This window comes from Sphingopyxis sp. (genome assembly GCF_035686825.1).
Lineage (GTDB): Bacteria > Pseudomonadota > Alphaproteobacteria > Sphingomonadales > Sphingomonadaceae > Sphingopyxis.
Genome location: NZ_DASRYZ010000007.1, coordinates 121,507 through 139,190, shown reverse-complemented (window position 1 = coordinate 139,190; position 17,684 = coordinate 121,507). Strand labels below are relative to the sequence as shown.

The following is a 17,684-nucleotide window of genomic DNA, read 5'->3' as shown; positions in this document are numbered from 1 at the left end:
TCCTTATTCTTGATCGTGGGTGGATTGGGTAGCGACCGGTTCGACGCGACCGCCGACCAGCCAGAAACACAGGAAAGAGATCGGTACGATCGCCGCGGAGAGCGCGAAGATCGGTGCGTAGCTCGTCTTGGTGAGCACCGGGACGAGCCAGGTGGTGATCAGCGTACCCGCGACCGCCGCGGTGCCGCTGATCCCCGCGAGGCTGCCGACCGCGCCGCCGCCGAAATAGTCGCTCGGCAACGTCTGGATATTGCCGATCGCCATCTGGAAGCCGAACAGGATGCACGCGATCAGCAGCACCGCGGTCAACGGATCGCCGGCGCCGATCGTCAGCAGCAACGCGGGCAGCATGATCGCGCAGCCGATCGCGATGCTCAGCGTGCGCGCCTTGTGCACGCCGCCGCCGCCGGTGATGATCCGCCCCGCGAACCAGCCGCCGAACAGGCTGCCGAGCATCGCGCCGACGAAGGGCACCCAAGCGAAAAGCCCGATCTGCTTGACGTCGAAGCCGAAGGTTTCGGCGAGATAGATCGGCAGCCACGACACGAAGAGCCACCAGACGGGATCGAGGAAGAAGCGCGACAGGATGACGCCCCAGCTCTGCCGATAGCGCAGCAGTTCGCCGAGCGGCACGCGGCGGCCGTCGTCGCGCCCGGCCTCGGTGCGGCCGGTCAGGATATAGGTGCGTTCTTCCTCGCTGAGCCCCGGATGCTTGTCGGGATCGGCCTTGTAGAACCACAGCCATGGCACGAGCCAGATGAAGCCGAGCACGCCGATGAGGAGGAAGGTGCCGTGCCAGCCGAACTGGACGAAGAGCAAGGCGATCAGCGGCGCCGAGATGATGCCGCCCAATGAGGCGCCCGCGTTGAAGATGCCCTGCGCCAGCGCGCGTTCGCGCGAGGGGAACCAGAGCGCGTTCGCTTTCGCGGCGCCAGGCCAGTTGCCCGCCTCGCTGACCCCGAGCGTCGCGCGCAGGAAGACGAGCAGCGGCATCGAGCGCACGAGGGCATGCGCCGCGATCGACAGCGACCAGACGATGATCGAGAGGGTGAAGCCCATCCGCGTGCCGATCGCGTCGAAGATGCGCCCGAAGAGCGACTGGCCGAAGGCGTAGAAGATCATGAAGATCGTCACGAGCAGCGCGTAATCTTCCTTGGTGGCGCCGATCTCCTTCGACACCTCGGGCCACATCACCGCGAGCGCGTTGCGGTCGATATAGTTGATCACGGTGGCGAGCGCGATCAGCGAGATCACGCCCCAGCGGAAGCGGCCTTTGATATTGCTCATTTTTTCGCTCCGGTCTTGGCGAGGTCGAGGCGGCCGACGGGGCCGGTCCAGGCGAGGGTGCGGCCATCGACGGCGACGCTGTGCTTCGCATCGGCGGCGACGTCGTCGGCGACCGCGATTGCGAGGCGGCGGCCGTCGACGAGGGTGATCAGGACGAGATCGGCGCCCTTTTCCTTGCGATGCTCGAGCGCCGCGACGCGCGCGCTGCTCGCGACCACCGTCTCGGCCGCGGCGTCATAGGCGCCGTGCGGTTCGAGCAGGCTGACGAAGGTCGCGTTGGCGGCGCCGTCGACGCGCTGAATCAGCGCGGGTTCGCGGCGCAGGTTGAACTCGGGATCGTTCGCGCCGCTTTCGGCGACGATGAAGCGCGCACCCGCGGGCGGCAGCATATGGTAGCTGTAGAAGCGGCTGCCCTGCATCCACGTCAGCCGCGCCTTGCCGGCCTTGGTCCCCGTCCCGTCGACCCACAGATGCTGATAGCCGTTCGCCTTCCCCAGCACCGGGCGCTCGGCGAGATGGCGGTCGAACGCGATGTCGCTGTCGATGATATGCCCCGAAAAATGCAGCGGCAGGTCATAGACATGCCTGCCGCTGCCAGTTCCGTGGAGGATATCGAGCGTCAGAGGATTGGCGAGGCCGTCGATCTCGACCAGCAGCAGCGCGCGGCGGATTGCGACATCCTTATACGCGCTGTCGATTTCGGCGATCGTGTAGCGGGTCGGGCCTTCGAGTGATGCGGCGAGCTGGCGCGTTCCGGATTTTTCTCCGGCTTTCCAGTCGCCTGCGAAGTGGCTTTGCTCATCGACGACAAGCGTATTGTGCGCGATCGTCGCGCTCGCCCAGCTGTCGTTTTCGGGCAGATAGCGCCCGCCGTGCTTCGCCTCGACATTGAGGAAGCGCGCGGCGCCATAGTCGGTCACGACCGCGCCGGTTTCGTCATAATAGAGCCAGCCGAGCCGGTCGAAATGGCCGTGACCCATGCCTTGCACCGTGTTTTTGGCGACGAGCAGCGGACCCGCCGGATCGGCGTTGGTGCGGAGCAGCACAAGCGCGCCGCCCTTGCCGTCGGGGCCGTCGGACAGCAGCCGCGAGCCGAACGGCCAGGGCTTTGCCTTACCCGCCGCGAGGTCGGCGGCCATCGCCTGCCCTGCCGGGGTCAGCACGGTGCGCCCCTGCCAGTCGGCGATCGACAGGAAGGCCGGGTCCTTGGTCGCGGCATAGCCGATGGCGACCGCGTGATAGAGCTCCTCGGTGCGCAGGCTCTTGTCGGGCATCGCGTCGTTGATCGGCAGGAAATAGCCGTCGTGGGTCAGGTCGATCGCGGTGCGGATCGCTTTCAGCACGATGCCGCCCCGATATTCGAAGATCTTGCGCTCGGGGTCGTTCGCGGCGATCGCGGCCGCGAAGACGACGAAGGGTTGCAGCGCATAGCGTTGATAATAGGGGCCTTCGGCATAATAGCCGTCGGGCGAGAAGAGCAGATCGAGCTGGCGAAGAAAGCCCGCCTTGCCGCTCTTGTCGAGCCCGAGCAGCGCCTTGTCGACGAGGTCGCGGTCGCCGAGCAGATAGCCCGACAGGCCGACGCCCGCCGCCGCCCACGTCGCGTGATTGTGGATGCGGTTGATGACCTGAGGCGATTCGTCCGACAGGAAGCGCGCCATCGGGCGGATCACATTGTCGTCGATCCGTTTGCGGTCGGCGGCGGACAGCGCATCGCGGATCTCGGCATAGCCCTGCACCGCGTTGACGAGGAAGACGCTGTCGTTGAGGCTCTGCCAGAAGAGGCGCCCCGCGTTCTGGTTCGCCTTTGCCGGGTGTGGTCCGAGCCCCGGATAGAGATCGGCATAGGCGAGCAAAAGGTCGCGGACATGGTCGCGGTAGCGCGCCTCGCCGGTCAGGCGGAAGAGCTGGCCGCCCTCGAAGATGATGCGGTAATTGCGCTTGTGCTGCTCGTGGGTGAAGCCGCCGCCGGGATCCTTGGGCACCGGCACGTTGATGCCCGCCTTGATCGACGCGTCAACGTCGCGCCGCGCGCGCTCGATTTCGGCGGCGAAGAGCGGCGCGAAAGCCTGCGCCGAAGCCGCGGGCGGGGTCTGCGCCGCGGCGGGAACGGCCGGCAGCGTGGCGGCGGCGAGCAGGAGCGCAAGCGTGCGGGTCACGGGCGCCCCTCCACGACATTGCCGTTGAGCTGCCCGCGCGGCGGGCCTTTCCAGACCAGTTCCTCGATGCGCGGCGCCGGGGTCGCGGCGAAGGCGTTCGACGCGATGCGCGTTTCGGGCGCGCCGACCGAATGGATGACGACGATGCCGTCCGACTTGGCGAAGCTGTTCCGCGCAATGTCGGTGTGCTGGGCGCCCGAGACGCGCAGCGACACGCCGTCCGCCCCGCTATTGGCGACGCTCGATCCCGTCATCGAAAACCAGGGACCGAAGGTGCTTTCGTCACTGCCCTTGCGCAAGAGGTCGGCGACCATCGCGACGCCTGCGAAGCGGCTGCCGGCGATCGTCAGCCGCTCCATCGGATACCAGCCCTTCGGCTCCTGCTCGCCGGTCGCGGCGACGACGACGCCCATTGCGGAAAAATCGCTGTTGGTGACGGTCACATCGTCGGCGAAGGTGCCGGGCGCCATCGCGATGCCGTCAAGACGGCCCTTGCCCGGACCGCGCACCGACACGCCCTTGAGCGCGATGCTATAGTTGGGCGCGACGCCGCCCTCGACCGCGATCAGCGCGCCGTCGCCGGGGGCCGCGCTGGCGTCGATCGCGAGGTTTTCGAGCCGCAGCCCGCCGCCGCCCGCGATCCGCGCGAGGTTCGACGCGACGCGCAGCACGGGCTTCGCATCCTTGGCGCCGGCAATGGTCAGCCGGTGCCGCACCGTCAGCGGCGCGGCGACGTCATAGGTGCCGGTGGCGAGCATCAGCGTATCGCCCGCTTTCGTATCGGCGACCGCCTGCGCCAGCGATGCGCCCGCCGCGAGCGGCCGCGTGGCGCCGGTGCCGAACGCCGCCTCCGGAGCGTCGCCGCGATACCAGCTCGCACCGACCTCTTCGCGCGTGACGGGTTTGAGATCACGCGGCGCGCCGACCGCAGCGAGCGCCGGATCGGTGGGATAAAGCAGACCGTTGGCGGCGCGTTCGAGCACGACTTCGCGCTGCTCGACGCCGCTGGCCAGCAAGGGCTTTGCGACCTTCGCCTCGACATTGCCCGCGAAGGCGATGCCGCCGATCTCGCCTTCGGCGCGGAACGGGTCCGCACCCTTTGCGCCGACGATCAGATTGCGTTCGAACTTGCTGTCCACGGGCGGCGCCGAGCGTTCGGCGTCGGCGCCCGCCGCGAGGGTGATGCGCGCGACGTCGATGATGCTGTTGCCTTCGATGCGCGCGTTCGCGACCTGATGATAGCGGTTGATCACCGAATTGGGCACGCCGTTCATCACGGTGATCGCACTCTTGAACGAGCTGCCCGCGAGACCCTCGAAATAATTGTCGCGCACGATCTGGTCGCGGTTGATGATGCGCACGCCGCCGGTGTCGGGCACGCCCTTGCCGAAGAAGATGTTGCGCTCGACGAGATTGCCGTTGCCGTGGCGGAGCACGAAGGCGCCCTGCGCTTCGAGCACCAGATTTTCACGGATGATATTGCCGCCCGCCTTGACCGAGACGATCTCGACCTCGCCGCTCGTGCGGTCGAAGATGTTGCGTTCGACGACCGTGTGGCTGTCGGACAGCGATTCCTCGCTGGTGCCGATACGGATCGTCTCGCCGCCGTTCGAACCCAGGGGCGGGCGCGGGCCGAAATAATTATGATCGATGCGGTGGCCGTTATCGAGCGGATCGCCCGCGCGGCGGATCACCGCGAGCGTCACGCCCGCGTTGGTCTTGCCCTCGAAATGCGAATGATCGACGCGGTTGCCGGTGCCGTAGAGCGCGACCCAGATATCCTCGGCGCGGCGGTCGGACTTGCTGAAGCCGTCGATCACGGTCTCGGTGACACGGCTGTCGCTCGCGAGCGTTTTGGAATCGCGGCGGAAGCTGATCACCTGATCGGTCGGGCTGGCGCCGCCCTTGAAGACGAGGCCCGAGACGAGCAGATGCTTTCCGCCGATGCGCAGGTTCGACTGGCCGGTGATGAGCACCTTGCCCTTGGTCTGCGCGGTCAGCGCGATCGGCTTGGCGACGGTGCCGGTGCCGGTGAAGACGATCTGGAAATCGCGCCATTCGCCGTCGGCGAGGATGATCGTGTCGCCCGGCTGCGCCTTTTTCACCGCGGCCTTATATTGCGCCTGATCGGCCACGAGCAGGTCGCGCGCCAGCGCCGGATGCGCGGTCGAGACCAGCATCGCTACCGTTAGAATCGCCCTTATCTGCACCGCGCCTCACCCTTTTTATGATTCTCGCCTATTGGACTATACAAGAGGTAGGACAATATCAACCCGCTTATGGTCTGGATCATGGGTTGACATATTGGTGTGACAAGAGGAGCTTCTCTCCAAACAAAGGCAATGAGGGAGAGTGGGATGATTCGGGGCAGCCTCGGGCGCGTTTCGCGCGGTAAGATGAATTTGGCAGCAACTCTGCTGGGCACGACCGCCATATCGATGCTCGCCGTTCCCGCCTTTGCGCAGGACACGGCGGCACAGGATACGGCCCCTGCCGACGAGGCGGGCGATGACGCGATCGTCGTCACGGGCATCCGCAGCTCCCTTGCCACCGCGCTGGGCGAAAAGCGCACCTCCGACAATATCGTCGAGGTCATCCAGGCCGAAGATATCGGCAAATTGCCCGACCAGAATTTGGCCGAAGTGCTGGAGAATGTCACCGGGGTCCAGATCACCCGGCAAGCCGGCGTCGGCAACGCGGTGCAGATCCGCGGCACCGATGCCAACCGGACCGAAATCAATGGCGTGTCGACGATCGGATCGGGTGCCGGCCGGTCGGGTATCAGTTTCGAGGATCTGCCCGCGGCGCTGATCGCATCGGTCGAGGTGACCAAGGTGCCGACCGCGCAGACGATCGAGGGATCGGTCGGCGGCACGATCAACCTCCGCACCATCCGCCCGCTTGAGCTCAAGGAACCGCTGATCGCCGCGCGCGCGCAGATGGAAAACAGCGACCTGTCGAAATCGACCCTGCCGCGGCTGTCCGCCACGCTCGGCAACCGGTGGGACACCGGCATCGGCGAGATCGGCATCGTGGTGAGCGGGAGCTATGCCCGGCAGGACGTCGCCGCGTTCAAACCGCGCGTCGACCGCGACGCGGTCGTCCTTCCCGGATCGGGCCCGAGCGCCGAGGCCTTTCCCTTTCTGCGCATCCAGTTCCTTCAGCAGGGATTGGAGAATTACGAATATGAAACCTACAACGGCACCGCCGCGCTGGAATGGAAACCGAACGACGACCTGAAATTCTATTTCGACGCGACGCTCAACAACCAGACGCGCGGGCAGCAGAGCCACCGGGTGCAGATTTCGGGCACGGCGACGCCGTCGGTCGTCGATGCGACCGACAACACGGCGTTCGAAACCGTCAACTGGGGCAAGCTCGACGGACCGAACGGCCCGATCGACCTTGGCAGCGTCGACGCGACGGTTGCCGGCACCATCGGCATCGGCGGCGCCACCGGAGGGGTGATCGATCCGAATATGCGCACGTCGAGCGACACGGGCGCGCGCGTCACCAAGAGCCGGGTGTTCGACCTTGGCAGCGACTGGCAGGTGACCGACAAGCTGCGGATGCGCGCGGAAGTATCGCTGTCGACCTCGAAATCGGACTTTCCGAACTTCTCGACGACGCTCGACTTCATCAACCCCAATGGCCCGCAACCGCAAATCGGGCGCAGCATCGACAATGGCGTGCCGATCGAATTCGATCTCAGGGGTGGCACGCTGCAGTTCGGCATCGACCAGTCGAGCCCCTTCGCGCCCACCGCGGCACAATTGCTCGATCCCGCCAATTACCAGCTGCAACAGGTGGCGCAGGGCGCCAATTCGACCGACAATCAGGAACGCGCGGCGCGCCTCGATTTCTCCTATGACACGAGCGACCTCAATCCTTTCGTCACCTCGGTCGATTTCGGTTATCGCTGGAACCGGACCTCGGCGGAAAACAACGAATTTTCGCGGAACGTCAGCCTGACCAACACGACGAGCGCGTGGAACCGGCCGTCGGGCGACCTGTTTTCCGATATATTGATCCCGGGGCCGAGCAACTTCAACGCGGCCGACGGGCGCCGGCTCTATTTCTCCGACTTCCTGCTGATCGACGGCGGGCTGGCGTTCGACGATCCCGCGAAGGTGCTCGACGCGCTCAACGCCGCGATCGACGCGAGCAATGCCGCCGCGACCGAGGGGCCGCCCGTCGCGCCGCTGACGACGCCGACCGAATCCTTCGCGGGTTTCTTCAAGATCAAGGAAACGACGAACGCCGCCTATTTCCAGGCGAATATGGAGGGCGAAATCGCCGGCATGCCGGTGCGCGGCAACGCCGGTCTGCGCTGGCTGCACACCAGCCTGTCCTCGACCGGCAACAATATCGCGAACGGCGAGGTCACGGGGCAGACGATCGCCAAAAGCTCGTATAATTTCCTGTTGCCGCGCTTCAACCTGGTGCTCGAACCCGCCGACCGCTTCCTCGTCCGCGCCGGTATCGCGCGCGATATCCGCCGCCCGAATTTCGACACGCTGTCGACCTCCTTCTCCTTCGGCACCGGCGCGAACACGCCGGTCGCGGTGGGCAATCCCGACCTCGTCCCCGAAGCGGTGTGGTCGTTCGACCTGTCGGGCGAATATTATTTCGCGCCGTCGAGCCTGATCAGCATCGGTTTCTTCCACAAGAGCCGCACCAATTTGTTCGCGCAGCGGCAGGAGGACCCGGCGCCCAACCTCGACGCCGACGGCAACCTCAATATTTCGATCGACCCCTCGTGCCCCGACGGCGGCATCTATAATCCGATCGCCAACCGCAACATCAACAACCCGATCCAGGGCGTCGGCATCTGCGTTCCGCGCAGTTCGACCTTCAACGTGCCAGGCACGACGACGCAAACCGGCGTCGAGGTCGCCTTCCAGCACGATCTGTCGGCGTGGGAAGATGTGCTCGGCTTCGCCTCGGGCTTCGGCTTCATCGGCAATTTCACCTACCAGAAGGCAGGCGGCTCGGCGCGCGAGTATCGCACCGCCGACGGGCCCCGGACGGTGTTCACCCAGCTCGGCTATCCGGGTTCGCAGGACCTGATCTCGCTGACCAACCTGTCGAAATATTCTTATAATACAACGCTGTTCTACGACAAATACGGACTTAACGCGCGCGTGCGCTATACGTGGCGTTCGAGCTATGTGTCGGACGATCCCTTCTTCTTTGGCCTGCCGCTGATCAATGGCGCGCGGGGCCAGCTCAACGCCAGCATCAATTACGACATCAACGATCATATCAATGTCGGCGTCGAGGGCATCAACCTGCTGCGCGGCGACCAGAACCAATATTGCGTGAACAACAAGGCGCTGCTCTGCTTCCAGGGCCTGACCGATCGCCGGATCACCGCGGGCCTGAGCGTCAAATTCTGACGAACCCGACAAAAGGATGAGGCCGAGGCAACGGGTGTTGCCTCGGCCTCAGGCTGCGCGAGCCGCTTCCGACCGGGTCGCTGTCAGAAGGCGATGCGCGCAGTCACCCGTGCACCATGGGCGCTGCGATCCGACGCCAGCGTGCCGGTGTAGGCAGCGCCGAGGCGGAAGGCCCCCGTGGTGAATTCGAAACCGGCCTCGACCTCCGCCGAATTTTTGGGGATCGCGATGCCGATGATGTCGAACGCCGGCCCGCCCGCGACGAAGCGCGAGACGATCGGGGCACCGCGGTCGTTGAAGGCGCGGTTCCATGCCGCCGACAGATAGGGCTGGAAGCCCGGTTGTCCCGCATTGAACTGGGCGCGTGCGCCGAGGCTGAGGAAGGTCGTCTTCTGGTCAGCCTTGCCCACCGTCAGCGCGGCATTGCCGCCGGTTTCGGTGAAGGCGTCGCTGCCGGTGTCGACATGCGCCAGCCGGGCAAAGGGGGTGATCGCCGTGTTGCCGGCGGTGATGTCATAGCCGATTTCACCGAATATCTGCAGCGTGTCGGCGTCGCGCTTCGACGTCAGCGTCTGGGCGAGCGGCGCGCCGCTGATGCCGCGGCTGGTGTCGATGTCGTGCCAAGCGTAGCTGACCCCGACGGTGCCGCGCAGCCCTTCACCGCTGCCATAGGTGGCGTGCGCGGCGAGATATTTGCTGTCGACCTCGGCGCGGTCATTGCGACCATCGAAACGGAAGTCCGAACCGCCGATCCCTGCCGACAGCGCCGCGGCGAAGCCGTTGCCGCCGAAGCCGACGCCGGCGACGAGCCCCTTGTGGTCGGTGTCCATCGCGAAATTGCCGCGATTGGCGTCGAAATCGCCCCAGCCGCCAAAGGCCGAGCCCCAGACGAATGCGCCGCTTTCCGCGGGTGCCTTCATGCCCATCAGGCTGTTCCGCAGATGGCGGCTGTCGTCGGTCAGCCCGCTCATCGCGCTCGCCAGGATTTCGCCCGACAGGTCGCCGAAGCTGGCCTGCGCGGTCGCCGCATTCTGCACCAGCACCGCTTCGTAAAGCGGATTGTCGATCCCGAGCGCCTGCACCGCGGTCGCGACGCTCGCCTGGTTGAAACCGATCGCGATGTCGGCGAAGTCGATGTCGTTGCGATAGAGCGACAGGATCACCGAATTGGCGTCGTAACGCAGCAGCGGATCGAGGAAGGCGAGATCGCTCGTCACCGTCCCGAAGGTGCCGGTGATGCCGCCCGCGCCGGTCAGGATCACATAGTCTGTCCGCCCATTATACTCGCCGTCTTCGGCGAGGACGGCGACGCTGGCCGTGCTGTCGATCGTCACCGCGCCGGTGGCGTCGAGGCGATCGGCTTCGCCCGCGGCGTTGACTTCGACCTCGTAGGTCGAGCCGGCGGCGAAAGCGAGGTCGCCGTTGACGGTGAGCCGGCCGATCGAGTTGCCCGGCGCGATCGTACCGCCATCGCCGACCGTGGTCGAACCGACGCTGCCGTTGCCGCCGAGCGTGCCGCCGCTGTTGACGGTGACCGGCGAGACGATCGAGCCGTTCACCGCGAGGGTGCCGCCGTTGACCGAGGTCGGGCCGGTGTAGGTGCTGTCGCCGGTCAGGTTGAGCGTGCCCTCACCTTGTTTGACGAAGCTGCCGGTGCCCGAAATGCTGCCCCCAAAGGCTGTGTTCCCCGGCTGGTCGACGGTCAGCTCGCTGTCGCCGAGTTCGACGTTCGAACCTTCCTGGCCTTCAAGGCCGCCGATCGTCTGGTCCTTGCCCGTGATGTCGAGCGTGCCGCCGTTGCCGAGATTGAAATCGGTCGTCGGATCGATCGTCCCGCCGATGCGCACCGAGCCGCCGAGGATGTTCGTCACGCCTTCGAAGGCATAGTCGCCCATGAAGGTCAGCGTGCCGTCGCCCATCTTGTCGAGCGCGCCATTGCCCGAGAAATCGCCGAGGAAGTCATAGTTGTCCGAGCGATTGAAGACGAAGCGGCCGTTGTTGACGATATTGCCCGAGAAGCTGCCCTCTGTCCCGCCAGCGCCGAGTTCGAAATAGCCATCGCCTTCGGTTCGCACATCGCCCTGGAGAACGCCGGTGAGCACCAGACCGCCGTTGGAGATGATCGTGCCGCCGGTGTGCGCGATATTCGCGGTATCAACGGTGAACACGGCGTCGCCGATCAGCTGCAGCTGCCCCGCACCGTCGATCGTCAGATCATCGAGCGCCGAGACGGTTTCGTCCTCACCGAAGTTGAGCACGAGCAGACCGTCGGTCCGCACCGTCGAGGTGAGGATCGGCGACGAGGTGCCTTCCTCGCCGAGGTCGACTTCGTTTACCTGGAGCGACGCGCCTTCGTCGATCGTGACGTTGCCGAATTCGCCGACGAAGCCCGATGTCGACCAATAACCCGCCGCGACGTCGAGCGCCTCGAAGCCGTTGGCGGCAGTGAGCTGCTGCGCTTCGGTGAGTTCGAGCACGTCGCCGTCGAGCGTCAGCGTGTCGGTGCCGTCGCCCGCGTCGACGAGGCCCGTGATCGCGCTGCCCGTGCCCAGCGTGACATTATCATCGAACGCCCCGAGCTGGACCGCGATGCCGCCATCACCGGTGATCGTGCCGCTGTTGACGAGGTTCGTCTGCGTCGTCGATTCGATACCCGTGCCGGCGCTCTGGATCGTGCCGGCATTGTTGAGGTCGAGCGTCCCTTCACCGTCGGCGTAGACGCCATAGGCGGCGCCCTCGATCACCCCGTCGGCGCTGTTGTTGATCGTCACGTCGCCGAGCGTGCCGTGGAACACGCCCGCCGCCGCCACGCTGCTGATCGTCCCGCTGTTATCGAGCGTCGCGGTCGAGAGGTCGCTGCCGAAGCCGACGCCGTAGCCGTTGATCTCGTCGGCGCGGGTGCCGGTGATCGTGCCGCTGTTGACGACGCTTGCGGTCAGGCCGCTGCGATCCTCGCCCGGATCGGTGTTGATCGCCGTGCCCTGAAGGAACATGCCGCCGTCGACGCCGGTGACGTCGCCGGCATTCTCGACCGCGCCGCCGCCCGACAGGATGATGCCGAAGCGAGAGCCCTCGATCTCGCCGCCTTCGGCGTTGACGACCGAGGCGCTGAAATCCTCGTTCGCCTGATCGGTGAAGGCATACATCGAGACGCCGTCGGAGAAGGCGGTACCTTCGCCGCGGATCGACCCGCTGTTGGTGACGGTGCCGCCGCCGATCAGGCGCACACCGTCATTAGCTTCGCCAAGGATGCTGCCGCTGTTGGTGATTTCGGTGCCGACGGCGAGACCGACGAGCGCGTTGATTTCCTCATCGAACAATGCGGTGGTGCTGATGCCCGCGCCGGCGCCCGAGATCGTGCCGCTGTTGGTCACGCTCGACGCCGCGGTGCCGATCGTGATGCCGGCGTCGGGCGGCGCGTCGAAGCCGTCATAAACGCCGTCGCCGCGGATGGTTCCGGCATTGTCGACGGTCAGCGTGCCGCCCGCGCCGCTGTAGATGCCCGAGGTGGCGCCGGTGATCACACCGCCTTCCTCGTTGGTTATGGTCAGGTCGGCAAGCGAGCCGTGGCTGACCCCTTCCGCGAAATCGCTGCTGATCGTTCCGCTGTTGACCAGCGTCGCACTCGACATGTCGCTGCCGAAGCCGACGCCATAGCCTTCGGTGCCGGTGCCGCCGAAATCGCCGAGCCCGGTGATCGTGCCGCGGTTGACGACGTTCGCGGTGAGCCCGCTGCGTTCCTCGTTCGGGTCGCTGTTGAGCGCGGTGCCCTGAATATAGACGCCGCCCGACGCGCCGATGATCTCGCCGTCGTTGATGACTTCGCCGCCGCCCGACAGGATGACGCCGAAGCGGACGCCGATGATCCGCCCCTCGGCCTCGTTGGTGACGAGCGCGCTATAATCCTCGTTCGCCTGGTCGGTATAGGCGAACATCGACACGCCGTCGGCAAAGGCGTCGATCTGGCCGCCGATCTCGCCGCTGTTGGTGACGCTGCCGCCGCCGATCAGGCGCACGCCATCGTCGGCATAACCATAGATGTTGCCGCTGTTGACCACGGTGGTACCGGTCGCGAGACCCTGGAGCTGGCCGGTCGCGGGATTGAAATAATTGGCGGTGGTGATGCCGAAGCGGTTGCCGGTGATGCTGCCGCTGTTGGTGACCGAGCTGACCCCGCCCGAAATGGTGACGCCCGCGTCGGGCGGCGCGTCGAAGCCGGGATTGACGCCGTCGCCGTGGATCGTGCCGGCGTTGGTGAGCTCGAGCCCGCCGAATTCGGCATGGATGCCCGACGCCGCGCCGTTGATCACGCCGGCTTCGGCGTTGTCGATCGTCGTGACGCCGTCGGCGTTCGCATAAATGCCGTCGTTTCCGCCGCCGGCGATCAAGCCGCTGTTGGTGATCGAAGCGCCCGCAGTGCGGATGTTGATCGCGGTATTGGCATTGCTGCGCACCAGCCCGGCGTTGTCGAGCGTCAACGTCCCACCGGTCGAATTGATCGTGATGAAGCCGTTCGACGTGATCTCGCCACCCTCTTCGTTATTGACGACGAGGTCGCCCGTCAGGTTCGCGAAGATCGCGGTCGTCGGGGCGTTGATGGTGCCGCTGTTGTTGATGACCGCCGTGTCCAGCGAGCCGCCCGCGAGTATGCCGAGAAAGCCCGAAACGGTTCCGCTGTTATTGACGGTCGCGGTTCGGCCGACCTGATCGGGCGAGGCGGTGAGAATGATACCGAAGGGGCTGACGCCCGGCGTCGCGGGATTGGGATTGCCGGTACTGCGAATGATACCGGCATTGTCGATCGTGCCGCCGCCCTGAAGCAGCGCCCCGAAGACTGTCCCTTCGATCAGGCCGGTTTCGCTGTTAGTGATGATCCCGACGCCGGTCACGCCCTCGGCAATGCGATCGGCGAATTCGGAAATCACGACCCCGATGCCCTGCGCGCCGTTGCCGACATTGCCGGTGAGGCCCTGGATCGTGCCGCTGTTTGTGACGCTGCCGCCGCCGGCAAGCGCGACGCCCGAGCCTGCTTCGCCGCGGATCAGTCCGCTGTTGGTGACGGCGGTGTCGGCCGCGCGCGCTTCGGGCGGCAGCTCGTTGTCATTTTCGTCCTCGCTGAAGAAATAGGAGGTGGCGATGCCGTTCGAGCCGCCGGTGATTTCGCCGCTGTCGCGGTTGGTGACGCTCGATCCGGGCTGCGCGATAACAATACCACCGCTCGGACGGCTGTTGGCGCTGCCGACGCTGGTGCCAAGGCCGCGAATCTCACCGGCATTGTCGACGGTGACAGGGCCATTGTCAGCATAGACGCCAATGTCGAGCCCCTCGACATCGGCATCTTCCTCTTCGACAATGATCTCCAGCAATTCGGGCTGATCGTTGTGAATGCCAAAGGAGTCCTGCGCCGCCACGGGCGCCGCGATCGGGCCGATCGACAGGCCGACGATCGCGCTGGTGGCCAGCAGGCGGGATTTCGAAATACGCGACATGATATGACTCCCCTCGACATTGCAGATGGCAAAGGGTTCGCCGGAGAACGCTTTGGTCCTCCGGCTGGTCACCCCCACCTCGAAATGTGCGTCCCCCAGCTGATCGGATGACTGGCATCTTTCAGCTTTGTGCGCGTTGACTAGGGCGACGGTCCCCCGAGCGTCTACCCAATGTTTTTTTGGGTGAATTTGCGACGGACCGTTGACGTCATGCTTGCACAGCGGGCCGCTCGGCCGTTACGGTGACCCGTCACCGGGGGGTGGGTATTCGGGGGAAGCGCGTAGATTTGCGCGTCTGCCCTCCGTGAACATGATGGAACCGCTGGCCCCGTAAGCGAACGACGGGTGTCCATGATGCGAAGCCTGCTTGCCGTCCTGTTTTTCACGCTGCTCGGACTGGTGCAGCCGGCATGGGCCGCGCCGGACGCATTGCCCGTGCTCGAACTACATGCGCATGAGGATGCGCCGAATCTGGCGCCTTTCATACGCTTCGCCAAGCGCCCCGGCGACATCCGGACGCCGCAATTAGACGCCATCCTCCAAGGCCCGCTTCAGCAGGTGGAGGGTTCGACCATCCACTTCGGGCCGCCGGGCACACGCACCGTCGTTCTGCTGCAGGTCCGCAATGCCAGCGACGAGCAAGGAAGCTGGATTCTGACCACGGGCCGCGGGTCGCTCAAACACTTCCGGCTCTATGAAGCAAAAGGGGGCCGCCTCGCCCTGGTGGTCGATGGCACCGATCCGCAGGCCGCCCGGCAAAATCTCGGCACATATCAGGCCTTCAGCTCCGAACTCGTCCTCGGCCCGCGTCAGGACGCGCTGGTGGCCATCGAGTTTATTTCGGAAAATTCGACCTATATGCCGCTGAAGATCAACAGCTATGGCACCTTCTTCAAGGAACGGCGCGCGAATATCTCGATGGTGTCGGGCGTCGTGGTCGGCGCGCTGACACTGCTGCTGCTCAACTTCCTCTTCTTCTCGATCACGGGTTTCAGGGAATTTCTGTGGCTGGCGGTCGCGGAGGCTTTTTTCGCGCTGAACACGATCCATTCCGAAGGCTATATCACGATCTTCTTCCTCTACGACAAACCGCTGACCGGGTTGGCGGTAGAGGACTTCATCAAATGCGGCTTTGCCGCGTCGATGGCGCAATTCTGCCGGAGCTTCGTCGACACCGCGACCCATTTTCCGCGGCGCGACATGGTGCTGAAGGCGCTGATCTGGTTCGCGCTCGCAATCATGCTCTTCCAGCCGGGCCTCGCCTATTACCCGCCCGAGCTGCGCTTCCTCCTGCATGTCGCGACGTGGCTGGTCGCGGTAGCGGTCGCGCTGTTCCTTCCCTTCGTCGGCTACGCCGCGATGAAACAGCTCGGCTTCCAGCTCTGGCCGCTCTTCGTCGGCTGGGCGAGCCTCGCGCTCTTCATCGTCTATGCGGCGATCGCGTCGATGGGCATTTTCGCCTGGCTGCCCATCAACTGGCACCTCGCCGGACCGGTGGGGCTATTCGAAGCGGTGATGGTAACCGTCGCGCTGGGGCTCAACCTCAAGAAAATCCAGCGCGACAAGGTCGTCGCCGACTGGAAATATGCGCAGTCGTTGAGCGAAAGGCTGGAAATCAGTGAGCGCGCGACGCGGCTTGCCGAGGAAAAGGCCTTCGCGCTCGAAACGGTCAACAGCCAGAATGCGCTGCTCCACGCATCGGGCCACGACAGCCGGCAGGTGATCCTGGCGCTCAACAGCGCGATCGCGGTGCTCAAGCGCCAGAACCGGACGGATGCCGACGACGAACTGGTCGAAATGCTCGAAAGCTCGGCCGATTATCTGAGCGAGATCGTGTCGACGACGATCTCCGGCGCCAATATAGCGGCCAGCGATTCAGGTTTCATCGCGCTCAGCAGCTTCCGCGCCGAGGCGCTGGTCGAACCCTTGTCGATGATGTTCAAAACGCCTTTCGCGGGCAAGAAGTTGACTCTCGACGTCCGCGTCGTGGACAAGGTGACGATCATTTCCGACCGGCCCTTGCTGATGCGCGCGCTCGCCAACCTGCTCAGCAACAGCTACAAATATACCGAAACCGGCGGCGCGGGCATCACGCTTGCGCTGGAAGACGGATGCGCGATCATCACGATCCGCGATAGCGGCGCCGGCATGCCGGCCGACCTCGTCGCCGCGCTCAACGCCGGCACCGCGACGCGGATCCGCTCCGACGAAAAGGACGAGGGCACCGGATCGGGCTTCGGGTCGGCGCGGCGTATCATCGACACGCTGCGCGGGTCGATGAGGATCGTTGCGTCAAGCGCCGCCGGGACAGAAATCCGGATCACGCTGCCCGCCGCCTTTCCCTCGGTCACGCCGGTGTCCGCCGATGAATTGGGGTCGCAACTCGACGGCTGGACGCTGCTCGATTTCGACGACCGCGCGGCGTTCGAAGCCGCGTTGAACGCCGGCACCGCGGTCGGCCGCACGATCGCGCTGACCTATGACGACACGACGGTGACGCGCGGGCGGCTCAGCCAGCTGGTCGCGATGATGGCGATCAAGCCCGCGTGTAGCGAAATGGCGCTGCATCCGCTTTTCGGTGCGCGATCAGAGCAGGTTTAGCTCGTTCGCGCGCTCGACGATCTTGCGATTGTGCGGGACGTCGAGCTTGCGCCGCAGTTCGGCGATATGGAACGACACCGTCGGCGGCGCGATCGCCAGCCGATAGGCGATTTCCTTGTTCGTTTCACCCTGCGCCAGATAGTGAAGAATCGCCATTTGCCGCGACGACAGCGCAACGGGCGGCTGCTGGAACTTACCCAACGCTTCGCCGATATGCGGCGAGACGTAGATTTCGCCGGCGAGCGCCGCGTCGCAGGCGGCGACGATATGATCGAGCGAGTCCGACTTGCTGACGATCGCGCGCGCGCCGAGCTTCAGCGCCGAATGAATCTCGTTCACATGCGTCTCGCCCGTCAGGATGATCACCGTCATGTCGCGCGAGCCGACGATTTCGGCGAGCACGTTGATCCCCCGCACGTCGGGCAGATTGAGGTCGAGGATCACGAGATCGACGGGCTGCGACTGGACGAAGGCATTGACCGTCGCGCCGCGATCGAGCGCCCCGACGACCGTATAGCGGTCGAGCGAGCCGAACAGGAACCGCAACCCGCTCTGCGTAATGCGGTGATCGTCGACGATCAGGATATTATGCTTTGCCAACATGCCCACGCCCCGCCTGCCCGATACGGGTTGATCAGCAGATTTTCCCGCCGCCGCAACCCGAATAATATTGGGGGGCGCCGGACGCGCCGACGAGCGGGATGTCGCGGCGGCCGATTTGGGAGGCACCGAACGGGCATGATTGCGCG

At 65.2% G+C, this 17,684-nt stretch carries 7 protein-coding genes; 2 read left to right on the top strand and 5 right to left on the bottom strand.

Annotated features, from left to right (window positions below; genetic code table 11):
- Positions 1-3: 3 nt before the first annotated feature.
- The 3 genes from VFG17_RS18530 to VFG17_RS18520 are packed head-to-tail and all read right to left on the bottom strand — an operon-like array spanning position 4 to position 5,626.
- The gene (locus VFG17_RS18530; protein WP_325030854.1) at positions 4-1,287 is read right to left on the bottom strand and encodes an MFS transporter; all 1,284 of its coding nucleotides are present in this window, start codon (positions 1,285-1,287) and stop codon (positions 4-6) included.
- Positions 1,284-3,446, bottom strand: coding sequence for a heparinase II/III domain-containing protein (locus VFG17_RS18525; RefSeq protein WP_325030853.1), 2,163 nt, complete (start codon positions 3,444-3,446; stop codon positions 1,284-1,286). The genes VFG17_RS18530 and VFG17_RS18525 overlap by 4 nt, the downstream gene beginning before the upstream one ends.
- Positions 3,443-5,626, bottom strand: coding sequence for a chondroitinase-B domain-containing protein (locus tag VFG17_RS18520; RefSeq protein WP_325030852.1), 2,184 nt, complete (start codon positions 5,624-5,626; stop codon positions 3,443-3,445). Before VFG17_RS18520 ends, VFG17_RS18525 begins: the two co-directional genes overlap by 4 nt.
- A 222-nt stretch (positions 5,627-5,848) precedes the next feature.
- Between VFG17_RS18520 and VFG17_RS18515 the strand changes: the two genes are divergently transcribed.
- Positions 5,849-8,845, top strand: coding sequence for a TonB-dependent receptor (locus VFG17_RS18515; RefSeq protein WP_325030851.1), 2,997 nt, complete (start codon positions 5,849-5,851; stop codon positions 8,843-8,845).
- 83 nt (positions 8,846-8,928) lie between these two features.
- On the opposite strand, the gene VFG17_RS18510 is transcribed toward VFG17_RS18515, so the two are convergent.
- Positions 8,929-14,334 (bottom strand): autotransporter domain-containing protein, encoded by a 5,406-nt coding sequence (locus tag VFG17_RS18510; RefSeq protein ID WP_325030850.1) that lies wholly within the window; start codon positions 14,332-14,334, stop codon positions 8,929-8,931.
- Positions 14,335-14,685: 351 nt separating this feature from the next.
- On the opposite strand from VFG17_RS18510, the gene VFG17_RS18505 reads away from it, so the two are divergent.
- Complete coding sequence (locus tag VFG17_RS18505) at positions 14,686-16,935, top strand: sensor histidine kinase (protein WP_325030849.1); 2,250 nt, start codon at positions 14,686-14,688, stop codon at positions 16,933-16,935.
- Here VFG17_RS18505 and VFG17_RS18500 read toward each other — a convergent pair.
- Positions 16,921-17,538, bottom strand: a complete 618-nt coding sequence (locus tag VFG17_RS18500) for a response regulator transcription factor (RefSeq protein ID WP_325030848.1) — start codon at positions 17,536-17,538, stop codon at positions 16,921-16,923. The genes VFG17_RS18505 and VFG17_RS18500 overlap by 15 nt on opposite strands.
- Positions 17,539-17,684: the final 146 nt, after the last annotated feature.

Excerpts from the sequence above, each read along its gene's own strand:
- VFG17_RS18530 (WP_325030854.1), bottom strand. The coding sequence starts at position 1,287 with ATGAGCAATATCAAAGGCCGCTTCCGCTGGGGCGTGATCTCGCTGATC.
- VFG17_RS18505 (WP_325030849.1), top strand. The coding sequence starts at position 14,686 with ATGATGCGAAGCCTGCTTGCCGTCCTGTTTTTCACGCTGCTCGGACTG.
- VFG17_RS18520 (WP_325030852.1), bottom strand. The coding sequence starts at position 5,626 with ATGCTGGTCTCGACCGCGCATCCGGCGCTGGCGCGCGACCTGCTCGTG.
- VFG17_RS18510 (WP_325030850.1), bottom strand. The coding sequence starts at position 14,334 with ATGTCGCGTATTTCGAAATCCCGCCTGCTGGCCACCAGCGCGATCGTC.
- VFG17_RS18500 (WP_325030848.1), bottom strand. The coding sequence starts at position 17,538 with ATGTTGGCAAAGCATAATATCCTGATCGTCGACGATCACCGCATTACG.